Origin of the sequence: Carboxylicivirga litoralis (assembly GCF_025499605.1) — a bacterium.
In the GTDB taxonomy this organism is placed as follows: Bacteria; Bacteroidota; Bacteroidia; order Bacteroidales; family Marinilabiliaceae; genus Carboxylicivirga; species Carboxylicivirga litoralis.
Genome location: NZ_JAFMVC010000002.1, coordinates 200,118 through 218,667, shown reverse-complemented (window position 1 = coordinate 218,667; position 18,550 = coordinate 200,118). Strand labels below are relative to the sequence as shown.

19 protein-coding genes are annotated in these 18,550 nt (G+C 39.5%); 2 read left to right on the top strand and 17 right to left on the bottom strand.

Annotation, left to right across the window (positions count from 1 at the left end; translation table 11 throughout):
* Nucleotides 1–7: 7 nt before the first annotated feature.
* The 12 genes from hisH to J1N10_RS02945 form a co-directional block, all read right to left on the bottom strand.
* Complete coding sequence (gene hisH, locus J1N10_RS03000; RefSeq protein WP_262325198.1) at nt 8–640, bottom strand: imidazole glycerol phosphate synthase subunit HisH; 633 nt, start codon at nt 638–640, stop codon at nt 8–10.
* Between the two features lie 218 nt (nt 641–858).
* The gene (locus J1N10_RS02995) at nt 859–1,380 is read right to left on the bottom strand and encodes a TlpA disulfide reductase family protein (RefSeq protein WP_262325197.1); all 522 of its coding nucleotides are present in this window, start codon (nt 1,378–1,380) and stop codon (nt 859–861) included.
* Between the two features lie 30 nt (nt 1,381–1,410).
* Complete coding sequence (gene purU / locus J1N10_RS02990; protein ID WP_262325196.1) at nt 1,411–2,268, bottom strand: formyltetrahydrofolate deformylase; 858 nt, start codon at nt 2,266–2,268, stop codon at nt 1,411–1,413.
* Between the two features lie 209 nt (nt 2,269–2,477).
* Complete coding sequence (gene trpA, locus J1N10_RS02985) at nt 2,478–3,254, bottom strand: tryptophan synthase subunit alpha (protein ID WP_262325195.1); 777 nt, start codon at nt 3,252–3,254, stop codon at nt 2,478–2,480.
* Between the two features lie 2 nt (nt 3,255–3,256).
* Nucleotides 3,257–4,450, bottom strand: a complete 1,194-nt coding sequence (gene trpB / locus J1N10_RS02980; RefSeq protein WP_262325194.1) for a tryptophan synthase subunit beta — start codon at nt 4,448–4,450, stop codon at nt 3,257–3,259.
* Nucleotides 4,447–5,082: a phosphoribosylanthranilate isomerase gene (locus J1N10_RS02975; protein ID WP_262325193.1), complete on the bottom strand. Its 636-nt coding sequence runs from the start codon at nt 5,080–5,082 to the stop codon at nt 4,447–4,449. The genes trpB and J1N10_RS02975 overlap by 4 nt, the downstream gene beginning before the upstream one ends.
* A gap of 17 nt (nt 5,083–5,099) precedes the next feature.
* Nucleotides 5,100–5,900, bottom strand: a complete 801-nt coding sequence (gene trpC / locus J1N10_RS02970) for an indole-3-glycerol phosphate synthase TrpC (RefSeq protein WP_262325192.1) — start codon at nt 5,898–5,900, stop codon at nt 5,100–5,102.
* A gap of 33 nt (nt 5,901–5,933) precedes the next feature.
* On the bottom strand, nt 5,934–6,932 hold the full coding sequence (trpD, locus tag J1N10_RS02965) for an anthranilate phosphoribosyltransferase (RefSeq protein ID WP_262325191.1): 999 nt from the start codon (nt 6,930–6,932) through the stop codon (nt 5,934–5,936).
* A gap of 108 nt (nt 6,933–7,040) precedes the next feature.
* A complete protein-coding gene (locus J1N10_RS02960; RefSeq protein WP_262325190.1) occupies nt 7,041–7,613 on the bottom strand; it encodes an anthranilate synthase component II in 573 nt (190 codons plus the stop codon).
* An 88-nt stretch (nt 7,614–7,701) separates the two neighbouring features.
* A complete protein-coding gene (locus J1N10_RS02955; protein ID WP_262325189.1) occupies nt 7,702–9,117 on the bottom strand; it encodes an anthranilate synthase component I family protein in 1,416 nt (471 codons plus the stop codon).
* Between the two features lie 434 nt (nt 9,118–9,551).
* Nucleotides 9,552–10,178, bottom strand: coding sequence for a carbonic anhydrase family protein (locus tag J1N10_RS02950; RefSeq protein ID WP_262325188.1), 627 nt, complete (start codon nt 10,176–10,178; stop codon nt 9,552–9,554).
* Nucleotides 10,179–10,213: 35 nt separating this feature from the next.
* Nucleotides 10,214–11,809: a SulP family inorganic anion transporter gene (locus J1N10_RS02945; RefSeq protein WP_262325187.1), complete on the bottom strand. Its 1,596-nt coding sequence runs from the start codon at nt 11,807–11,809 to the stop codon at nt 10,214–10,216.
* A gap of 209 nt (nt 11,810–12,018) precedes the next feature.
* Between J1N10_RS02945 and J1N10_RS02940 the strand changes: the two genes are divergently transcribed.
* The gene (locus J1N10_RS02940) at nt 12,019–12,699 is read left to right on the top strand and encodes a TetR/AcrR family transcriptional regulator (protein ID WP_262325186.1); all 681 of its coding nucleotides are present in this window, start codon (nt 12,019–12,021) and stop codon (nt 12,697–12,699) included.
* A 76-nt stretch (nt 12,700–12,775) separates the two neighbouring features.
* Here J1N10_RS02940 and J1N10_RS02935 read toward each other — a convergent pair whose 3' ends face one another.
* Together J1N10_RS02935 and J1N10_RS02930 are read right to left on the bottom strand one after the other, a co-directional pair.
* The gene (locus J1N10_RS02935) at nt 12,776–13,792 is read right to left on the bottom strand and encodes a 2-oxoacid:ferredoxin oxidoreductase subunit beta (RefSeq protein ID WP_262325185.1); all 1,017 of its coding nucleotides are present in this window, start codon (nt 13,790–13,792) and stop codon (nt 12,776–12,778) included.
* Nucleotides 13,793–13,795: 3 nt separating this feature from the next.
* Nucleotides 13,796–15,643, bottom strand: coding sequence for a 2-oxoacid:acceptor oxidoreductase subunit alpha (locus tag J1N10_RS02930; protein ID WP_262325184.1), 1,848 nt, complete (start codon nt 15,641–15,643; stop codon nt 13,796–13,798).
* A gap of 375 nt (nt 15,644–16,018) precedes the next feature.
* Here J1N10_RS02930 and J1N10_RS02925 point away from each other — a divergent pair, with 375 nt between their 5' ends.
* A complete protein-coding gene (locus J1N10_RS02925) occupies nt 16,019–16,546 on the top strand; it encodes a gamma carbonic anhydrase family protein (RefSeq protein ID WP_262325183.1) in 528 nt (175 codons plus the stop codon).
* Nucleotides 16,547–16,594: 48 nt separating this feature from the next.
* Here J1N10_RS02925 and murI read toward each other — a convergent pair whose 3' ends face one another.
* The 3 genes from murI to J1N10_RS02910 all read right to left on the bottom strand — a co-directional run bounded on the left by murI (nt 16,595) and on the right by J1N10_RS02910 (nt 18,548).
* Nucleotides 16,595–17,419 carry a glutamate racemase gene (murI, locus tag J1N10_RS02920; protein ID WP_262325182.1) on the bottom strand — a complete coding sequence of 275 codons (825 nt, stop codon included), beginning with the start codon at nt 17,417–17,419 and terminating at the stop codon, nt 16,595–16,597.
* Between the two features lie 80 nt (nt 17,420–17,499).
* Nucleotides 17,500–18,012: an OmpH/Skp family outer membrane protein gene (locus J1N10_RS02915; protein WP_262325181.1), complete on the bottom strand. Its 513-nt coding sequence runs from the start codon at nt 18,010–18,012 to the stop codon at nt 17,500–17,502.
* A 23-nt stretch (nt 18,013–18,035) separates the two neighbouring features.
* Entirely contained in the window at nt 18,036–18,548 is a 513-nt protein-coding gene (locus J1N10_RS02910; protein WP_262325180.1) for an OmpH/Skp family outer membrane protein, read from the bottom strand.
* Nucleotides 18,549–18,550: the final 2 nt, after the last annotated feature.

Genomic DNA, 18,550 nt, shown 5'->3' with positions numbered 1-18,550 from the left:
TTCGTTGTTATAACTTTAAAAAATTAGCCAAAATACGCTCACCAACAGAACCACTCTTCTCCGGGTGAAATTGAGTTGCATAAAAATTATCTTTCTGAAGAGCAGAACTATAAGGATGAATATATTTAGTTGTGGCCGCTGTATCTTCCCCCATAGCTACATAGAAACTATGCACAAAATAAACATACTCTCCTTCCAATGAGCCATCAAAAAGAGGCATCTTTACATTCGCGATTTTATTCCACCCCATATGCGGAATTTTAACATTCCTATCATTTGGCTCGGGCAATTGAAACTTCTTGACCTGTTCGTCAAAAATACCCAAACAATCAACACCCCCTTCTTCAGAATAGCTACACATCAGCTGCATACCCAAACAAATACCCAGAACCGGCTGCTTGAGCTTTGTAATAACCTCATCTAAACCGGTCGCCCGCAAGTAAGCCATTGTAGTACTAGCCTCACCCACTCCAGGAAAAATAACCTTATCCGCTTCTTTTATTTTATCAGGATCCCCTGTTATTTCAGCCTCATAGCCAAGACGAGCTAAAGCATTGGTGACCGAGCGAATATTCCCGGCGTTATATTTGATGATGACTATTTTTTGAGTGTCCGAAGAATCGCCCATCTTTTCAATCATGTTTATTTCAATTTTGACTTTAAACCTTTTAGCATTCTGTCTATCTCCTCTAACTTCTCAATTAGTAATACAAAAATGCATACCCCCTTCGCCTTTAACACTTTCCCAAGGGGAAGATTCGTTCTACATTCTCCCCTTGGGGAGATACCCGGAGGGAGAGGGGGAATTTCCTAACTTAACAGAAATTTGGTACCTGACTTGACTCGAGATACAGCGCACTATTTATCCACTTCCTCTCCAATCTTCTTCACAAGTGCCGCAAATTCATCTTTATTAAATAATCGGGTCAGAAATATGATTTTACCTTCTTTATTAATTAAAACATTACGAGTGACACCGGATTTTTTATCAGCATACAAGCCAAAAATATCAGCATTATCATCTAAGCCCATTGGATAGGTAATGCCAGTTGATTCAATCATTTCAATGGCTTTTTCTCTCGGTTCATCCCGATCAACTCCATATACTTTTAAACCTTTATCCTTATATGCCTGCCATATTTCTTTTTCAATGTGCGGCATTTCTTTTCGGCACACACCACACCAACTAGCTGTGAATTGGAGCATAACAACATGGCCTCGTAAATCAGATAGCTTTACTGTTGAACCATCGGTTAAAGGCATTTCAAAGTCGGGTGCCATATCTCCAACTTTTACAATATAACCGCGTTCATCAGGCATTTGAGCAAAGATTGATACTGACATTAATGTCAATGTAAATACTATTACGAACTGTTTCATGGGTTGAAATTTAAATTTGCAATATTTTAGTTAAGCGAATATGATGGTTTTATTTTTATATACCAATGTCTTTCTATCGATATGCTTTTGTACTGCACGCGACAGCACCATCTTCTCCACATCTTTACCTTTCTGCACCAAGCTTTGAACCGTATCGTGATGCGATATTTTAATAACATCCTGCTCAATAATCGGCCCGGCATCCAGGTCGGATGTGACATAATGCCCGGTTGCTCCAATCAGCTTCACTCCACGCGAATGTGCGGCATGATAGGGTTTAGCTCCAGCAAAAGCTGGCAAGAAAGAATGGTGAATATTAATAATTCTATCAGGATATTGTGCATTAAACTCGGGGGACAAAATCTGCATGTAACGTGCCAATACGATGAAATCAATATTGTATTCGGCACAAAGTCGTAATTGTTCAGCCTCTGCTTCCGGCTTATTCTCTTTTGCTAATGGCAGGTGATAGTATGGAATGCCAAACTGCTGCGCCACCACTTCCAGATCTTTGTGATTGCTGATAATAAGCGGTATGTCAACATTTAGTTCGCCGGCACTGTATCGAGCCAATAAATCGTATAAACAATGCGATGCCCGCGATACAAAAATGGCCATTCGCGGTGTTTGTGATGAAAAATTAAGTGTCCACACCATTTGCATCGGCTGGGCAATCACCTTGTTAAACGCCTCTTTTATATCATCTGCTTCAATAGCAAACCCATCTAAATCCCATTCCACACGCATAAAAAAGCGATTCTCGGCACGGTCGGTATGTTGATCGAGGTACAGGATATTACCGTTATTCCGATAGAGAAAATCAGTAACGTTGGCAACTATTCCCGGCTGGTCGGGGCAATGGATGCGGATAATGGCGGTATTTTGCATGTTTATTCAGTGCTTAGTGCGCAGTGCGCGGTTATTTTATAAAGCTTCCGGCTGACAGCCAGGTTAACGATGATTATTCCCCCTTCGCCTTACGGCACTTCCCCAGGGGGAAGATATTCTGTACTTTCTTAAAAAGCTGATAGCTTGCTTAATTATCTCTTCTCTCAATTCTCACCTCTCTGTTCTCAGTTCTCTTCGGGCTACGGACTTTAATCTTCAGGCTTAATACTCTTAATAAACTTTTTAATCTTACCTACATCAGCCCCATATTCGCCTAACAGTTTCACAAAGGCACTGCCTATAATTGCACCTGAGGCATGCTGGCAGGCTGTTTCAAAAGTTGAGCGATTGCTGATTCCAAAGCCAATCAATCGCGGAGCTTTCAATCCAAGATCATTTACGCGGTTGAAGTAATCAATTTGTTTCTGTTCAACCTCTTTCTTCGCACCTGTAACTGAAGCCGATGAAACCACATAAATAAAGCTTTTGCTATTGGCATCAATCAACTTAATGCGTTCGTTAGATGTTTGCGGTGTGATCAAAAAGATGTTCGCGATGCCTGCTTCTTCAAATAACTGCTGATATTGCTCACGGTATTCATCAAATGGCAAATCAGGTAAAATCAGGCCATCAACACCCACTTCCTGGCATTTGGCGATAAATTCCCGAACACCATATTTAAAAACGGGATTAAAATACCCCATCAGAACCACAGGCATTGAAATGGTTTGACGCATGTCTTTTATCTGCTCAAACAGCTTTTTAATACTCATCCCATACTCTAATGCTTGCTCACTGCTAGCCTGAATGGTTGGTCCATCAGCCAATGGGTCGGAAAAAGGCATCCCCAGCTCTACTAAATCAGCTCCACCATTTTCAAGTGCCTGCAACACAGGCATTGTATCATCCAGTTCTGGATACCCGGCTGTAAAATACACCGAGCAAATATCTTTTTTATCTCGAAAGAGTTGTTGTAATCTGTTCATAGTCAAAAGTCAAAACGTTCCATGTATGTTGCCATATCTTTATCTCCGCGTCCCGATACGGTTATGACGACTGAATCATCTGGTTTGAAGCGCATCTTATTTAATGCTGCCAATGCATGCGCCGACTCCAATGCTGGAATAATTCCCTCGAGCCTGGTTAATTGCAAGGCTGCATCTAAAGACTCTTTATCGGTGGCCGATAAAAAAGTGGCTCGACCCGTTTCAAATAAATGCGCATGCTGAGGGCCAATACCCGGATAATCCAATCCGGCCGAAATAGAATATGGCTCTGTAATCTGTCCATCGTCGCTTTGCATCAAAAATGTCTTGCTTCCGTGGATTATACCCTTATCACCTAAAGCAATAGTAGCAGCTGTTTCGCCAGAATCAATACCCAAACCGGATGCTTCAACAGCTACCAGCTTCACCCGTTCATCGTCTAAAAAGTGATAGAACGAACCTGCTGCATTGCTACCGCCTCCCACGCAGGCAATCACATAATCCGGATAATCTTTATCGGTCTTCTCGGCAATCTGTTGTTTGATTTCTTCGCTGATAACAGCCTGCAAGCGTGCCACCATATCGGGATAAGGATGCGGCCCCACGACAGAACCTATCAGGTAAAACGTATCTTCAGGATTACAAATCCAATCACGCAAAGCTTCATTGGTGGCATCCTTTAATGTTCGACTTCCTGATTTGGCCGCCACTACTTCGGCTCCTAACATCTTCATGCGGGCCACATTGGGAGCCTGCCTTTTTATATCAACTTCGCCCATATACACCACACACTTTAAGCCCATGAGTGCGCAAGCTGTTGCTGTAGCAACGCCATGTTGCCCAGCTCCCGTTTCAGCGATTATACGCTCCTTCCCCATGTGTTTGGCAATCAGAATCTGCCCCACAGTATTATTGATTTTGTGCGCGCCGGTATGATTCAGGTCTTCGCGCTTCAGGTATATATTGGTTTTATATTTATCAGATAAGCGAGTCGCATAATACAGTGGTGATGGTCGTCCTACATAATCTTTTAGCAAAGACTTATATTCAGCCTGGAAAGCCTCCGAAGCAATAATTTCTTTATAGACCTTTTTCAGGTTCTCAATATTTGGATACAGCATCTCCGGAATAAAAGCACCACCAAACTGGCCATACATACCGTTTTCATCTGCCTGATATTTACTCTGATTACTCATTCTGATTCTGGTTTTCTTAATTCATTGAAAAAATCGGATAGCAATTGGATATCTTTTATTGCCGGTTCTAACTCAAATTTGCTATTAACATCAATCGCTTTGAGATTCAAGTCTTTTATCTTCTTTATTTCATTAACATCATCAGGCCCAATGCCACCACTTAAAAACACAGGTCGGGCATTGTTATATTTTCCCAATAATCGCCAGTCAAACTTCTTCCCGCTTCCGCCAAAGGCTTTCGTCTGTGTGTCGAATAAAAAGTAATCACAATAATCCTGATAACGGCGTGTCTGTTGAAAGTCAAAATCCTCATCCACCTGAAATACTTTCATCACTTTTGCACCACTTTGTTTGAGCAAAAAACAAAGCTCTGGTGATTCATTACCGTGTAACTGAATAATATCCAAACCAAAATGGATGCGTTTTTCGTTGATAGTGCGCTCACTGGCATTAACAAACACACCCACTTTTTTAGTGGCAGCTCTAAAGGCAATATTTGGCTTTTGCTCAATAAAACGTGGTGACTTTTCATAGAAAATAAACCCCACATATTCCGGCTTCAGCATTAATAGCTCACTGATATTAGAGCTATCTCGCATGCCACATACTTTTATTTCGGGAATTTGGTTCATGGTTAAGTGGTCAGTAGTTATAATGTTTCAGCTTTTACTTTAATTGCTCGGGCAAACTCAGTAAAAGCATTTGCCGGATCAGTCGTTTTCATAAAGCTCTCGCCAATCAGGAAACCATCAAAGCCATTCTTTCTTAGGAAAACGACATCTTCTGGTGTGTGTATGCCACTTTCTGAAATTTTAAGTTTATCATCAGGTAGCGATGCAGCTAATTTTATCGATTGTTCCAGATCAACTTCAAAAGTTTTTAGGTTGCGGTTATTAATGCCAATGACATCGATAAACGGGTTTAATCGATTCGTCTCCTCCGGAGCATGTAATTCCATCAGCACTTCCATACCTAAATAATTAGCCAGCGCCCCCAACTCTTTGGCTTGATCCACATCTAAAATGGCAGCGATTAACAGAATTGCACTCGCTCCAATCGCTTTAGCTTCATACACCTGGTAAGGGTCTATAATAAAATCTTTGCGAAGAATGGGAATAGTCGTTACTTGGCGTGCGGTGGTTAAATCTTTATTACAACCACCAAAAAACTGCTGATCTGTTAATACTGATAATGCTGACGAACCTGCTCTTTCGTAGCCAGTCACAACATCTTCAACTTTAACTTTACCATTAATAACACCTTTAGATGGCGATTGTCGCTTAAACTCAGTTATCACCCCCGTTTTTTCAGGACTGGCAATGGAATTTTTCAGCGATGGGACGGCCTCATTAAATAGTGGTTTATCCATCAACTGTTCAACCGAAACAGCTTTTGTAGCCTGTTCTACCTCTACAATTTTCTGAGCGACTATTTTATCAAGAATATTCATTTTTTTATAGACTTAAGACGTAAGTATCAAGATTCAAGACATCTCTAAAAGCACTGACAAAACTTTTGCTGCTTTTCCATCCAATAATGACTGACGTGCCTCTTCAATGTTTTGTTCCAGTCCTTTTTCCGGATAGTAGCAGTTTAAGGCCAATCCTGCATTGGCAATCACCACATTATTTTGTGCTTCGGTGCCCTTAGCTTCTAACACCCTTATAAAGATTTCGGCTACCTCAGGAATAGTATCACCTCCAAAAATCTCTTCTGCCTGAATTTGATTCATTTTAAAATCCGTTGGTGAATAAATCTGCTCACCAGAATTTGTAATCGCTTTAAAATCTCCCGTTAACGACACTTCATCGTAACCATCCAAGGCATGCACTATAACATATTGCTTTGAAGTTTGCTGATAGATGTATTGATACACGCGTGCCAATTCCAGACTAAAAACGCCAACCAACTGATGTTCCGGAAATGACGGATTTACCATTGGTCCCAGCATGTTAAAGAAGGTTTTCAGTCCTAGCTCTTTACGGATAGGAGCTACTGCTTTCATAGCCGGGTGAAATAGCGGTGCATGCAAAAAGCAGATGTTCGCTTTACTCAACTGCTCTTTCAATGTTTCTTCATCATTGGTAAACTGATAGCCCAGGTATTCCATCACATTCGACGAACCACACGAAGATGACACACCGTAGTTCCCATGTTTTGAGACCTTAGCACCTGCTCCTGCCACCACCAGCGATGCCAGTGTTGACACATTAAAAGTGTTTTTCCCGTCGCCACCAGTTCCACACATATCAATGGTTCTGAAATCGGATAGGTCAATGCGTAAACACAATTCAAGCAATGCATCCCGAAAGCCGGACAACTCTTCTACTGTCACTGGTCGCATCATAAAGACGGTTAAAAAGGCGACCACTTCAGATTTATTGTAAGCGTCATTAGCAATATTAACCAACACTTGTCGAGCCTCATCCCGTGAAAGTGTTTTGTGGTTGGTTAGTTGTTTTATGGTTTGTTTAATGTTCATGGTTTTTAGCTGCTAGAGGCTAGCGACTCGAGGCTAGCTTAATTGTTTTTTAAATTTGATGTCTGCAATGGCATAATCACCTTCTGCTTTCTGCGACCATACTTCAAACTATTTCTCTATCCAATTTCTTATCATTTCTTTACCATGCTCTGTCAACACCGATTCGGGATGAAACTGCACGCCATGTAAATCGTATTCTTTGTGCATCAATCCCATAATTTGTCCCTCCGCCTCTTTGGAGGTAATCAGTAATTCTGCAGGTAAATCTTCTTCATTAACTACCCAGCTGTGATAACGTCCTGCTTTGAAAGTCTCAGGTAACCCTTTAAAAATGTATTCATTTGTATTAGTGACAGTCACAGGAGTGGCAACGCCATGATACACTTTATTCAGGTTGCGAATACTTCCACCAAATACCTCAGCAATAGCCTGACAACCTAAGCACACTCCAAGTATGCTCTTTGTTGAAGCGTAGGTTTTAATGACTTCTTTCAAGATACCTGCTTCATCGGGTATACCCGGACCTGGTGACAATAATATCTTATCGTACCGGGCTACATCGGCCACGCTAATTTCATCGTTTCTAAACACATCCACCTTCTGGTCAATAATCTCCTCCACATAATGCACCAGGTTGTAGGTGAATGAATCGTAATTATCTAAGACTAGTATTTTCATCATTTTGAGCTATTAGCTGCTAGAAACTAGAGTCTAGCTTTTTTTTATTAATATTAGGCTAGCCTCTAGCCTCTATAATCTTTTTCCAACTTTAAAACTCTTCTGCCAGCTGAATGGCTTTCTTTAAAGCCCCCAACTTATTATTAACTTCCTGTAATTCATTTTCTTCTTTTGACTCGCTAACAACACCAGCTCCAGCCTGATAAAACAGTGTATTGTTCTTACTTAAAAACGAGCGAATCATGATGGCCTGGTTAAAACTACCATCTAATCCAATGTTACCTATGCAACCACCATAATAGCCACGGTTTTGATTTTCTATCGAGTCGATCAGCTGCATAGCTTTATACTTTGGAGCTCCTGATAAAGTACCAGCCGGAAAAGTATCGGCCATCACCCGTGAAGCAATGGAGCCTTCCTGCAATTCGCCACTCACATCAGATACTAAATGCAATACATGCGAATAATATTGAACCTCTTTATAAGTGTTAACGGTGACGTTTTCACAATTGCGACTTAAATCATTGCGAGCTAAATCAACCAACATCACGTGTTCGGCATTCTCTTTCTCATCCTTACTTAATTGAATAGCTAATTCCTGATCTTTTACGTCATCACCGGTACGCTTGAATGTGCCTGCAATAGGATTAATCGTGGCCACATTATTATCAATAATTAACTGTGCTTCGGGCGAAGAACCAAAGATTTTATAGGCACCATAATCGAAATAAAACAAATAGGGAGATGGATTAATATTTCGCAATGCCCGATAGACATTAAACTCATCACCAGCAAACTGCTGACGAAACTGGCGTGACAAAACAATTTGAAATACATCACCACGAAAACAATGCTCTTTTCCTTTGGCCACCATCTTCATAAAGTCATCATCCGTCAGGTTTGATACTTCATTATTGGATGGCTTAAACTGAAAACTTGGAATGGTTCGGTTGTAAAATTCTTCGATGATTAAAGATGCTGATGACGATTCTCCATCTTCTAAATTTTCTATCAGGTACAATTGATTCGTGAAATGATTAAATGCCACAATGTACTTGTAGAACGTGTATCTCAATTCCGGGATAGAGTGCTGCTCTTTCTTTTCGGCCTTAAAAGATAGTGTGTCAAAATACTGAACAGCATCAAAGGTAGAGTAGCCAAATAAACCATTGACCTTAATGGGACAATTGCCATTTTGCACATTAAAACGCTTGATAAAGGCATCTAATAGTTGTGGTACATTGTCTTCCTTTGTCACCTCAATTGGTTCCAGTTCTTTATGCGCTTCCCCCTGTTTGACTTGACCTTTATCAGCCACAAATTCATAAAGCGGATTGAAACAAATGAATGATAAAGAATTACTGCTTCCATGATAATCACTACTCTCCAGAAGAATGGTATTCGGATAGGCATCACGAAGCTTTAAATACAAACTCACCGGCGTAGTCACATCTGCTACATTAGCCGGTATTGGTGTTGCTATGGTTTTTATGTTTATTGTATCCATGGTATGGTTAAATTTACGTAATAAAAAAAGGCTTACCGAGAGTTTCGGTAAGCCTTTTGTTCATATCTTTTATATATACGATGGTTGCCCTTAACTCTCGGTTGAAAGATAAGTATGATGCCACCAGCCTTTATGTGTTAAAATCAAATTCATTTTTTGCTCTTGCAATTGTACGCCACAAATATTTGAAATAATATTTTTAAAAACCAAACATCAAATTATATTTTTTTACATACTAAATGTAATTTGCAACTATACGAAGGTAATTTGTTGTAATTATAATCTGTTTCAGGCCAAATAACTTCAATTAGAAATAAAAAATGGCGATTCGAAATCACTTTTGAAATCGAATCACCACACTCAGGTAAAATTAATGGGTTGAATGTATAACTAACTCAGGAAACAGACACATTCAACCCGGGGAACATAACTAACTAAAAGGTAATTAAGCCTGTTTTCACATCGTACATCGCACCAACAATGGCAATTTCTCCATTATCAGCCATTTCTTTAAGTACCGTACTTTGTGATTTAATATTTTCGATGGTGAGTTCTACATTTTTGCTTGCCACATTATTCACAAATTCGATATTACCAGAATTACGGGCTTCCCCATCTTCAGTTGCTGTTTGCTCAATAGCGGGTTTAATCTTATCTAACATTTGCGTTAGATTACCTAATTTGGCATCATCGCACGCCCCTTTAACGGCACCACATGAGGTATGCCCCATCACTACAATAGCCTTAGTACCAGACAGCTTACAGGCAAACTCAAGACTTCCCAAAATATCATCATTCAGAATGTTACCGGCAATGCGAACACTAAACATATCGCCAATACCTTGATCAAAAACAACTTCTACAGGTATTCGTGAATCAATACAACTTAACACAGCAGCGAATGGATATTGAGCATCGGCAGTCACATCTAATTGTTGATGATAGTCGCGATGAAGCAGCTTATTCTCCAAAAAACGTTTATTACCATTTTTCAAAAGCTCAATGGCTTTTTCCGGAGTTATCTTTGCTTGCGTGCGTTCTGTTTGCGTTAATGTTTTCATATTTTAATCCATTTAATCCATTTAACAATAAATCTCTAAACCTCATTCAAGGCAAATTCTACTGCTTTGCGCTGATTTCGCACTCCGCGCTTTTCACGACCTTTTACTTCAACTTCAATGTCTCGAAATTCTGCACTGGTCTTAAATTCTTCAATTATCTCAATCACATCGTGACAAATATTAATTGAACGGCTGGCATCAATAATCACTTTAGAACCATCTGGGACTTGCCCTAGTGTATTCAAAATACTGGCCTTATTAATAAAAGTCACATCTTCCGCTAACTCCAGATGTAATACTCGATCCTTCAGGTGCTTTCCTTCCTCAAATAAGAATGGCTTTTTATAATTATTGTAGAGGATGTACATAATAGCGACAACCAATCCCATCACAATACCAATCAATAAATCGGTAAACACAATTCCTAAGATGGTTACCATAAACGGTACAAAATGCTCTTTACCTAGTCCGTACATTTGTTTAAACAAGGCTGGTTTTGCCAGCTTATATCCCACAATAAACAGGATAGCAGCTAAACTTGCTAAAGGAATAAGATTTAACAACTTTGGAATGGCCAAAGCACTAAGCAACATGATAACACCATGAAGAATGGCTGACATTTTTGTTTTACCGCCCGACTGAATATTCGTTGAACTTCGCACAATAACCTGTGTAATTGGCAAGCCTCCAATTAATCCTGAAATAATGTTTCCAATACCCTGTGCCTTTAATTCTCGATTGGTCGGCGTCACTCGCTTTTGAGGATCGAGTTTATCCGTTGCCTCCAAACAAAGTAATGTTTCAAGACTAGCAACAATAGCAATGGTAGCAGCTATTATCCAGACTGATGGATTCAATATTTGTGAGAAATCTGGTGTTGTAAATTGACCTAAGAACCCAGAAATGCTACTTGCAACCGGAATGGCCACAACCTGGTTCGCTTTTAAAGCGAAAGAAGGCATTGATTGGAAAATCAAATTCAGAACAATACCTAAGGCAACCACAACCAAAGGTCCCTGAACAATATTAAATAATTTAATCTTCTTCATGAACGGACGCTCCCATAAAATCAATACAACCATTGATAATAGGGTGATAATAGCTGCTCCGGGACTAATGGCCTCAAACATATAATACAGCTCGGATAGTGTATTATGCCCATCTGGTTGAGCAAATGCCAAACTACCATGGTAATCTTTATCATAGCCCAAACTATGCGGTATCTGTTTTAGAATAATAATAACTCCAATACCTGATAACATCCCTTTTATTACAGATGATGGAAAATAATAGCCAATAATACCAGCCTTGGCATACCCCAAAATCAATTGCAATACACCACTGATAACAACGGCGGCTAAAAAGAGCTCAAATGAACCGAGTTCGCTAATAGCAGACAATACAATTACAGCTAATCCTGCTGCCGGCCCACTTACGCCTAATTGCGATCCACTAAAAACACCTACTACAATACCTCCGATTATACCTGCTATAACACCTGAAAATAACGGTGCTCCTGAAGCTAATGCAATTCCTAAACAAAGTGGAACTGCTACTAAAAACACAACTATTGAAGCTGGAACATCATGCTTTAAGTTGCCTAGTAATCCTTTTTTTTGTGTGACACTCATTCTTAAATTCCTTTATTTTCTCCAAATCAACTGCTTACCGGTCAACAGTGTCTTTAAAAATTAAACATAGCAACAAATTTCGAGTACAAATCTATTACTTTTTACTTTAATAGCAATACTATCTTTTAATTTTATCTTACTATAACATCAAAGAAGCCAAACTTGTTCAAAAAAAAGTTTACTTTTGTTGCAAATAATTTTGTCAAAATATGTCTATTGGAATCAAGATCAGCTTAAATAACAAGCTATACCTACGCGATCCGCAAGAGACTTCGCTGGGACAGAATATCATCAAACACAGCATTTTATTAATCGATGAGATTGGTTTTGAAGCTTTTACTTTTAAAAAGCTAGCAGCCAAGATGAATTCGACAGAGGCTTCGGTGTATCGATACTTTGAAAACAAGCATTTATTGCTTTTGTATTTAGTATCGTGGTATTGGGAATGGGTAAGCTATTTGATTGATATTAATACAATGAATATCAAATCGGCGGAAGAAAAACTTAAGATTATAATCAACACTTTGGTGTTAGCATACAAAGAAAACCCAGCCATTGATTATGTCAACGAGAGTGTGCTTCACCGGGTAATCATAGCCGAAGGAACAAAGGCTTATTATACAAAGGAGGTTGATAAAGAGAACACCGAGGGTTTCTTTTCGAATTATAAAATGCTTTGTGATAAGGTAGCTAATGTAATTTCAGAGGTAAATCCTGATTTTCCATACCCAAGAGCATTGGCAAGTAATTTGTTTGAAATGGCTAACAGCCATAGCTATTTTGCCATACACCTGCCACGTTTAACCGATGTAAACGTGAAAGATGAAAACTATGAAGAAGTAAAAGACATGCTTCTTCACTTTACCAACTCACTCCTTTTAAACGAATAAAACAGAATTCTTTAAACTTAAAAAGCCGTTCAGAAATTATCCTGAACGGCTTTTTTGCTAACTCAATAAAAAATAATTATTCAACGTCCCAAACATCACCTGAGTGAATCAGGTCGTTAAATGATTTTATTTTTGATCTTTCCTGCACCTCAGCTAACTGCTGCTCTACACACTGGTCGTAAACCGGTGCTTTAACAGAACGAATAACACCAAGCGCAACCGGGTACTCTGGATATTCCATATCAGCCAATTTCAAGTGAAGTGTAATATCCTCACACTCTGCATCATGTACTAATATATCATCCTCAGTTATCCCATCTTCGCCAACAGTTACTACCTTAAGATTTAATCCATCAAGCATCAAACCTTTGTTCATTTCTTTTCCGAAAAGCATTGGTTTACCGTGCTCCAACTTGATTGTACGATCTGCTGAATACGCTTTATCAGTAATAGCATTGTGCGTTTTATCGTTATAGATAACACAGTTCTGCAACACCTCCACTATTGATGTTCCTTCATGTTTAGCAGCTTCTTCCAACATTACTACCGAATGCTTTAAATCTTTATCGATGCAACGGGCAAAGAACTGACCACGCGCTCCAATACAAAGTTCACCCGGACGGAATGGTGACTCAACCGTACCAAAAGGTGATGTTTTAGATATAAAACCACGCTTTGATGTTGGTGAATACTGCCCTTTTGTCAAACCATAAATCTGGTTATTGAAAAGAATAACATTCAAGTCGATGTTACGACGAATAGTATGGATGAAGTGGTTACCACCAATAGCCAGTGCATCACCGTCACCTGTTATTTGCCATACTTTCAACTCAGGATTTGCTACTTTAACACCTGAAGCAATGGCCGAACCACGTCCATGAATGGTATGAAATCCATAAGTCTCCATATAATATGGGAAACGCGATGAACATCCAATACCAGATATAACTGCTACTTCTTCTTTTTTATATCCCAAAGAAGCCATTGCTTTCTGAACCGAATTAAGAATGGCATGGTCACCACATCCAGGGCACCATTTTACACTTTGGTCGCTTTTAAATTCTGTGAATTTTACTTGACAATTTTCAGCCATCGTTTACTCCTCCAGCAATGTTTTAAAATGTTCTTTTAATTCTACTACCGTAAATGGTTGCCCCTGTACTTTATTGTAACGTAAAGTTTGAATATCAGGGAAGTTCATTGTCAGGTAATCGGCAAATTGCCCAAGGTTTAATTCACACACAACAATCTTTTTGTAACGCTTCAACACTTCATAAGTATTGCGTGGCAATGGCTTGATATAGTTGAAATGTGCCAATGCTAATTTATGTCCTTCGCTCTGCAATTCGTCTACTGCCGTAAATAAATGGCCGAATGTACCACCCCAACCAACAACTAACGTATCTGCATCTTCGTCGCCTAGCAACTCTAATTCAGGCACATCATTAGCAATCCGCTGTACTTTTTCTTCACGAATTTCAACCATACGCTGGTGATTTAATGCATCGTGTGAAACAGCGCCCGAATGCTCATCTTTTTCCAAACCACCAATACGGTGCTCTAAACCTGGCGTTCCGGGAGCTGCCCAGTAACGCGCTAGCTTCTGTGCATCACGTTTATATGGATGCCAGTCTTTATCGTTTACATCGGCTTTAGGCACGTTGATGGTTGGCCACTCATCTAAGTTTGGTAACAACCAAGGCTGCGTACCATTCGCCAAGAAACCATCTGTCAACAAAATAACCGGTGTCATATGCTCAACAGCAATTTTAGCTGCATAGAATGCATAATCGAAACAGTTGGTTGGTGAACTAGCAGCAATGATCACAGCAGGACTCTCACCGTTACGTCCGTAAAGCGCCTGCATAAGGTCTGACTGCTCTGTTTTTGTTGGCAATCCAGTGGATGGTCCACCACGCTGAACGTTTACAATCACTAATGGTAATTCAGCAATAACGGCCAAACCAATGGCTTCACCTTTTAAAGCCAAACCAGGACCAGAAGTAGTTGTAACAGCAAGGTTACCTGCGAAACTTGCACCAATAGATGTACAAATACCAGCAATCTCATCCTCTGCCTGAAATACTTTTACACCTAAATCTTTGCGTGCACTTAATTCTTGTAGTATTTCAGTAGCCGGAGTAATTGGGTACGAACCTAAGAATAACTCCAATCCACTTTTCTCTGCAGCGGCTAAGAAACCCCAAGCAACGGCTGTATTACCACTAAGGTTTCTGTATTTACCTTTTTTAATATCGGCAGGGTGAATGTGGTAAGAAGGTGTTAAAGCCTGAATAATGTTACCGTAGTTGTAACCATCTTCTAACACTTTAATGTTTGCATCAACAACCAATGGTTTCTTTGCAAATTTCTTCTTAATATAATCTTTTGTGTGGTCTAAAGGACGATCGAACAACCAATACACCAAACCAAGAGCATACATATTTTTACTACGCAGAATACTCTTATTGTCTAAGCCCATATCTTTTAAACTCTCTTTGGTAAGAGTGGTGATTGGTGCTTTTACAATATTGTAATCTCCCAGTTTACTTTCTGTAATTGGATCGTTGGTTTCATAACCAGCTTTGCGCAGGTTCTTTTCATCACAACTATCCACATCTAACACAACTGTACCACCTGGCTTCATCCATTTTGCATTCGCTTTTAATGCGGCAGGATTCATCGCCACCAGTACGTCACAATAGTCGCCCGGAGTATAAACTTCGGTATGTCCGAAATGCACCTGAAAACCCGATACACCACTAATGGTACCCTGAGGGGCTCGAATTTCAGATGGATAATCTGGAAATGTTGATATATCATTTCCGAAAATTGCAGAGGTGTAAGAAAATAAGGTTCCTGTTAGCTGCATTCCATCGCCAGAATCGCCAGAAAACCTTACTACTACTTCATCTCTTTCAATTACTTTTGACCTTTTACCCATGATTGACAAGGTTCTGATTTGTATCTATATATTAAAACAAAGTTAAGCAATCAATAAAAAGGAAATCAATGTTAAAGAGCAATTTCTCATCAACATTAATTTCCTCTTGAAAACGGGAGTAAAGGTAGAGATATGGCTATGCGCACTTATTGATATTTGTCATGTTCAACCGTGCTAAACCTTGTGTTATACAACACATTTTTTTAACATACGCTCATTCCTTGGAATTATCCTTTACGAACTATACTTTATCGCCGTTGTTCTTATTTCTTACAGTTGATGATTGTACTTTTGTCAAAAGTTGTGGCCAGGTTCTATGCGAGCATATAACTATTACTTATCTAAATATGTGAATAATTATAAATAAATCAAAATATGGCACTAATAAAAACAGTAAGAGGCTTTACGCCCAAGATTGGAAAGAATGCTTATCTGGCTGAAAATGCCACCATCATCGGTGATGTAGAAATGGGAGATGACTGCAGTATATGGTTCAATGCTGTTCTGCGTGGAGATGTAAATTCCATCCGCATTGGCAATAAGGTGAACATCCAGGATGGTTCCGTTCTACATACTCTTTATCAAAAGTCGGTGGTTGAGATTGGCGATAATGTTTCTATCGGACACAATGTAACCATCCATGGTGCTAAAATAGAAGACAATGTACTTATTGGCATTGGAGCAACCGTTTTAGATCATGCTGTTATTGGCTCCAATTCGATTATTGCCGCCAACTCATTGGTATTAACCGGAACCATTGTGGAACCAAACAGTGTGTATGCAGGTGTACCAGCCAAAAAAGTGAAAGATATTGAACCGGAACAGTCAAGAGAAATGGTTCAGAAAATAGCCAACAACTACCTAATGTATGCCGGTTGGTTTAAGGAAGACGGAGAAGAATAAGACCATTCGTAGACCTTAAGGTTTTATAAACCTTAAGGTCTATATGCTTTAAAGAACCACATGCTCTACGGTGAGCTCTCCTTCGAAGAATATACCTGCCGTTTGTTTAAACTTCATAACCTGCTCGGTAGTGTAGAAATGCACTGAACTGCCTTTACTACATTTATCATCCATTTCCGGATGACGCTTTAAGTAATCTTTCAGGCTTTCACCAACAATATCGCCTTGCTCCACCAGTTGAATATGACCAGGCAAATACTGCCTTATTTTATCCATTAATAAGGGATAATGCGTACAACCTAAGATAATCGTATCAATGGCTTTATCCATAGAAAGCAAACCATCGATATGCTGCTTTACAAAGTAATCTGCCCCATCTTTGAATGATTCATTATTTTCGACTAATGGTACCCACATCGGGCATGCTTCTTGAGAGACCTTGATGTTCGGAAACAGCTTGTTAATTTCAATCGGATAAGATTCGGACTGTACAGTTCCAACAGTCCCTAAAACACCCACATGTTTGCTATCGCTCAGCTCATCAACCACCTCAATGCTTGGTCGAATAACGCCCAACACTCTTCTGTTTGAATCAATGAGTGGTAAGTCTTTTTGCTGAATATTTCGTAATGCTTTTGCAGAAGCTGTATTACACGCCAGAATTACCAGATGTGCACCCATGTCAAACAGCTTTTTAACGGCCTCAAGCGTATACTCATACACCACTTCAAACGAACGGGTACCGTAAGGTGTTCGAGCATTATCGCCCAAATAAATATAATCGTATTGCGGTAAATGCTGACGGATTTTATTTAAAACGGTTAATCCGCCATAACCAGAATCAAAAACTGCGATAGGTCCGGGTTGCTCCATAATATTATCTTAGCAACATAAAGATACAAAAGCGGGTGACTAAACATAGCCACCCGCTTTAAAAAAGTTATATCGTTGGTTTACTGAACGCCCAATTTAGCTTTCACCAATGGGGCACAATCAACGCTTTTAGCTGAATGATAAACCACTACCTGTGTACTGATATCGAAGATATAGATTAAACCTTGCTCCTGACCAACTTCATCAATGGCTTTTTGAACCTTCATAATGATTGGCTGTAACAACTGCTGTTCTTTCTGTCCTAACGACTGCTGAGCCATTTGGCTATAACCCTGTAGGCGCTGTTCTGTATCCTGTAATTCTTTTTCTTTTGTAGCACGAATTAAATCAGGTAAAGTATCGCGAGAAGCCATATAATTGTTATACATGTTCTGCAAATCCTTTTGCATTACCTGCAATTGCTCTTGTAGTTTAGTGGCCTCGTTTTGCAATTCTTTATCAGCAGCAATTTTTTCTGGTAATTCTGCAACCATCTGCTGAATGTTAACATGACCGAATTTTAAATCTTGCGCCTGAACTTTTCCTGCAAAAGCAACGGCAGCAACAACTACTAATACTTTTAAAAACTTCATATTTTATTTCTTTAATTTCGTGATTACTGAATTCCTAATTTAGCCTTAACCAGAGGTGCTACATCAATACTTTTATCAGATGCAAACACTGGCACGCGACTAGTCATCTCAAAGATATACAAAAATCCTTCTTCGTCGCCTACTTCCTGAATAGCAGCTTTTAGTTTTTGAATAATCGGTGCCTGCAATTCATTTTGCTTCGCCTGAATTTGCTGTTGTGATAGCATGTAGTAATTCTGAACTTTCTGATTTAGCTCAATCAACTCCTGCTCACGCGCTGCTCTATCTGTATCTGATAAGGTTGGAGCATCGTTTTGGTAAGCTTGCTGTTTGGCGGTTAAATCTTCCTGCATAGTCATCAGCTGCGCCTCTTTTTCTTTATAGTCAGCTTCCAATTGCGTTTCAACAGCCTTCAATTCAGGCATCGCTTGCAGTATTTCAGCACTATTAATATGTCCAAACTTCATCGGTTGCTGCGCATTAACGGTACCAATGGCCATTAAAACTAGTGCAACCAGTGCATAGTAAATCTTCATAT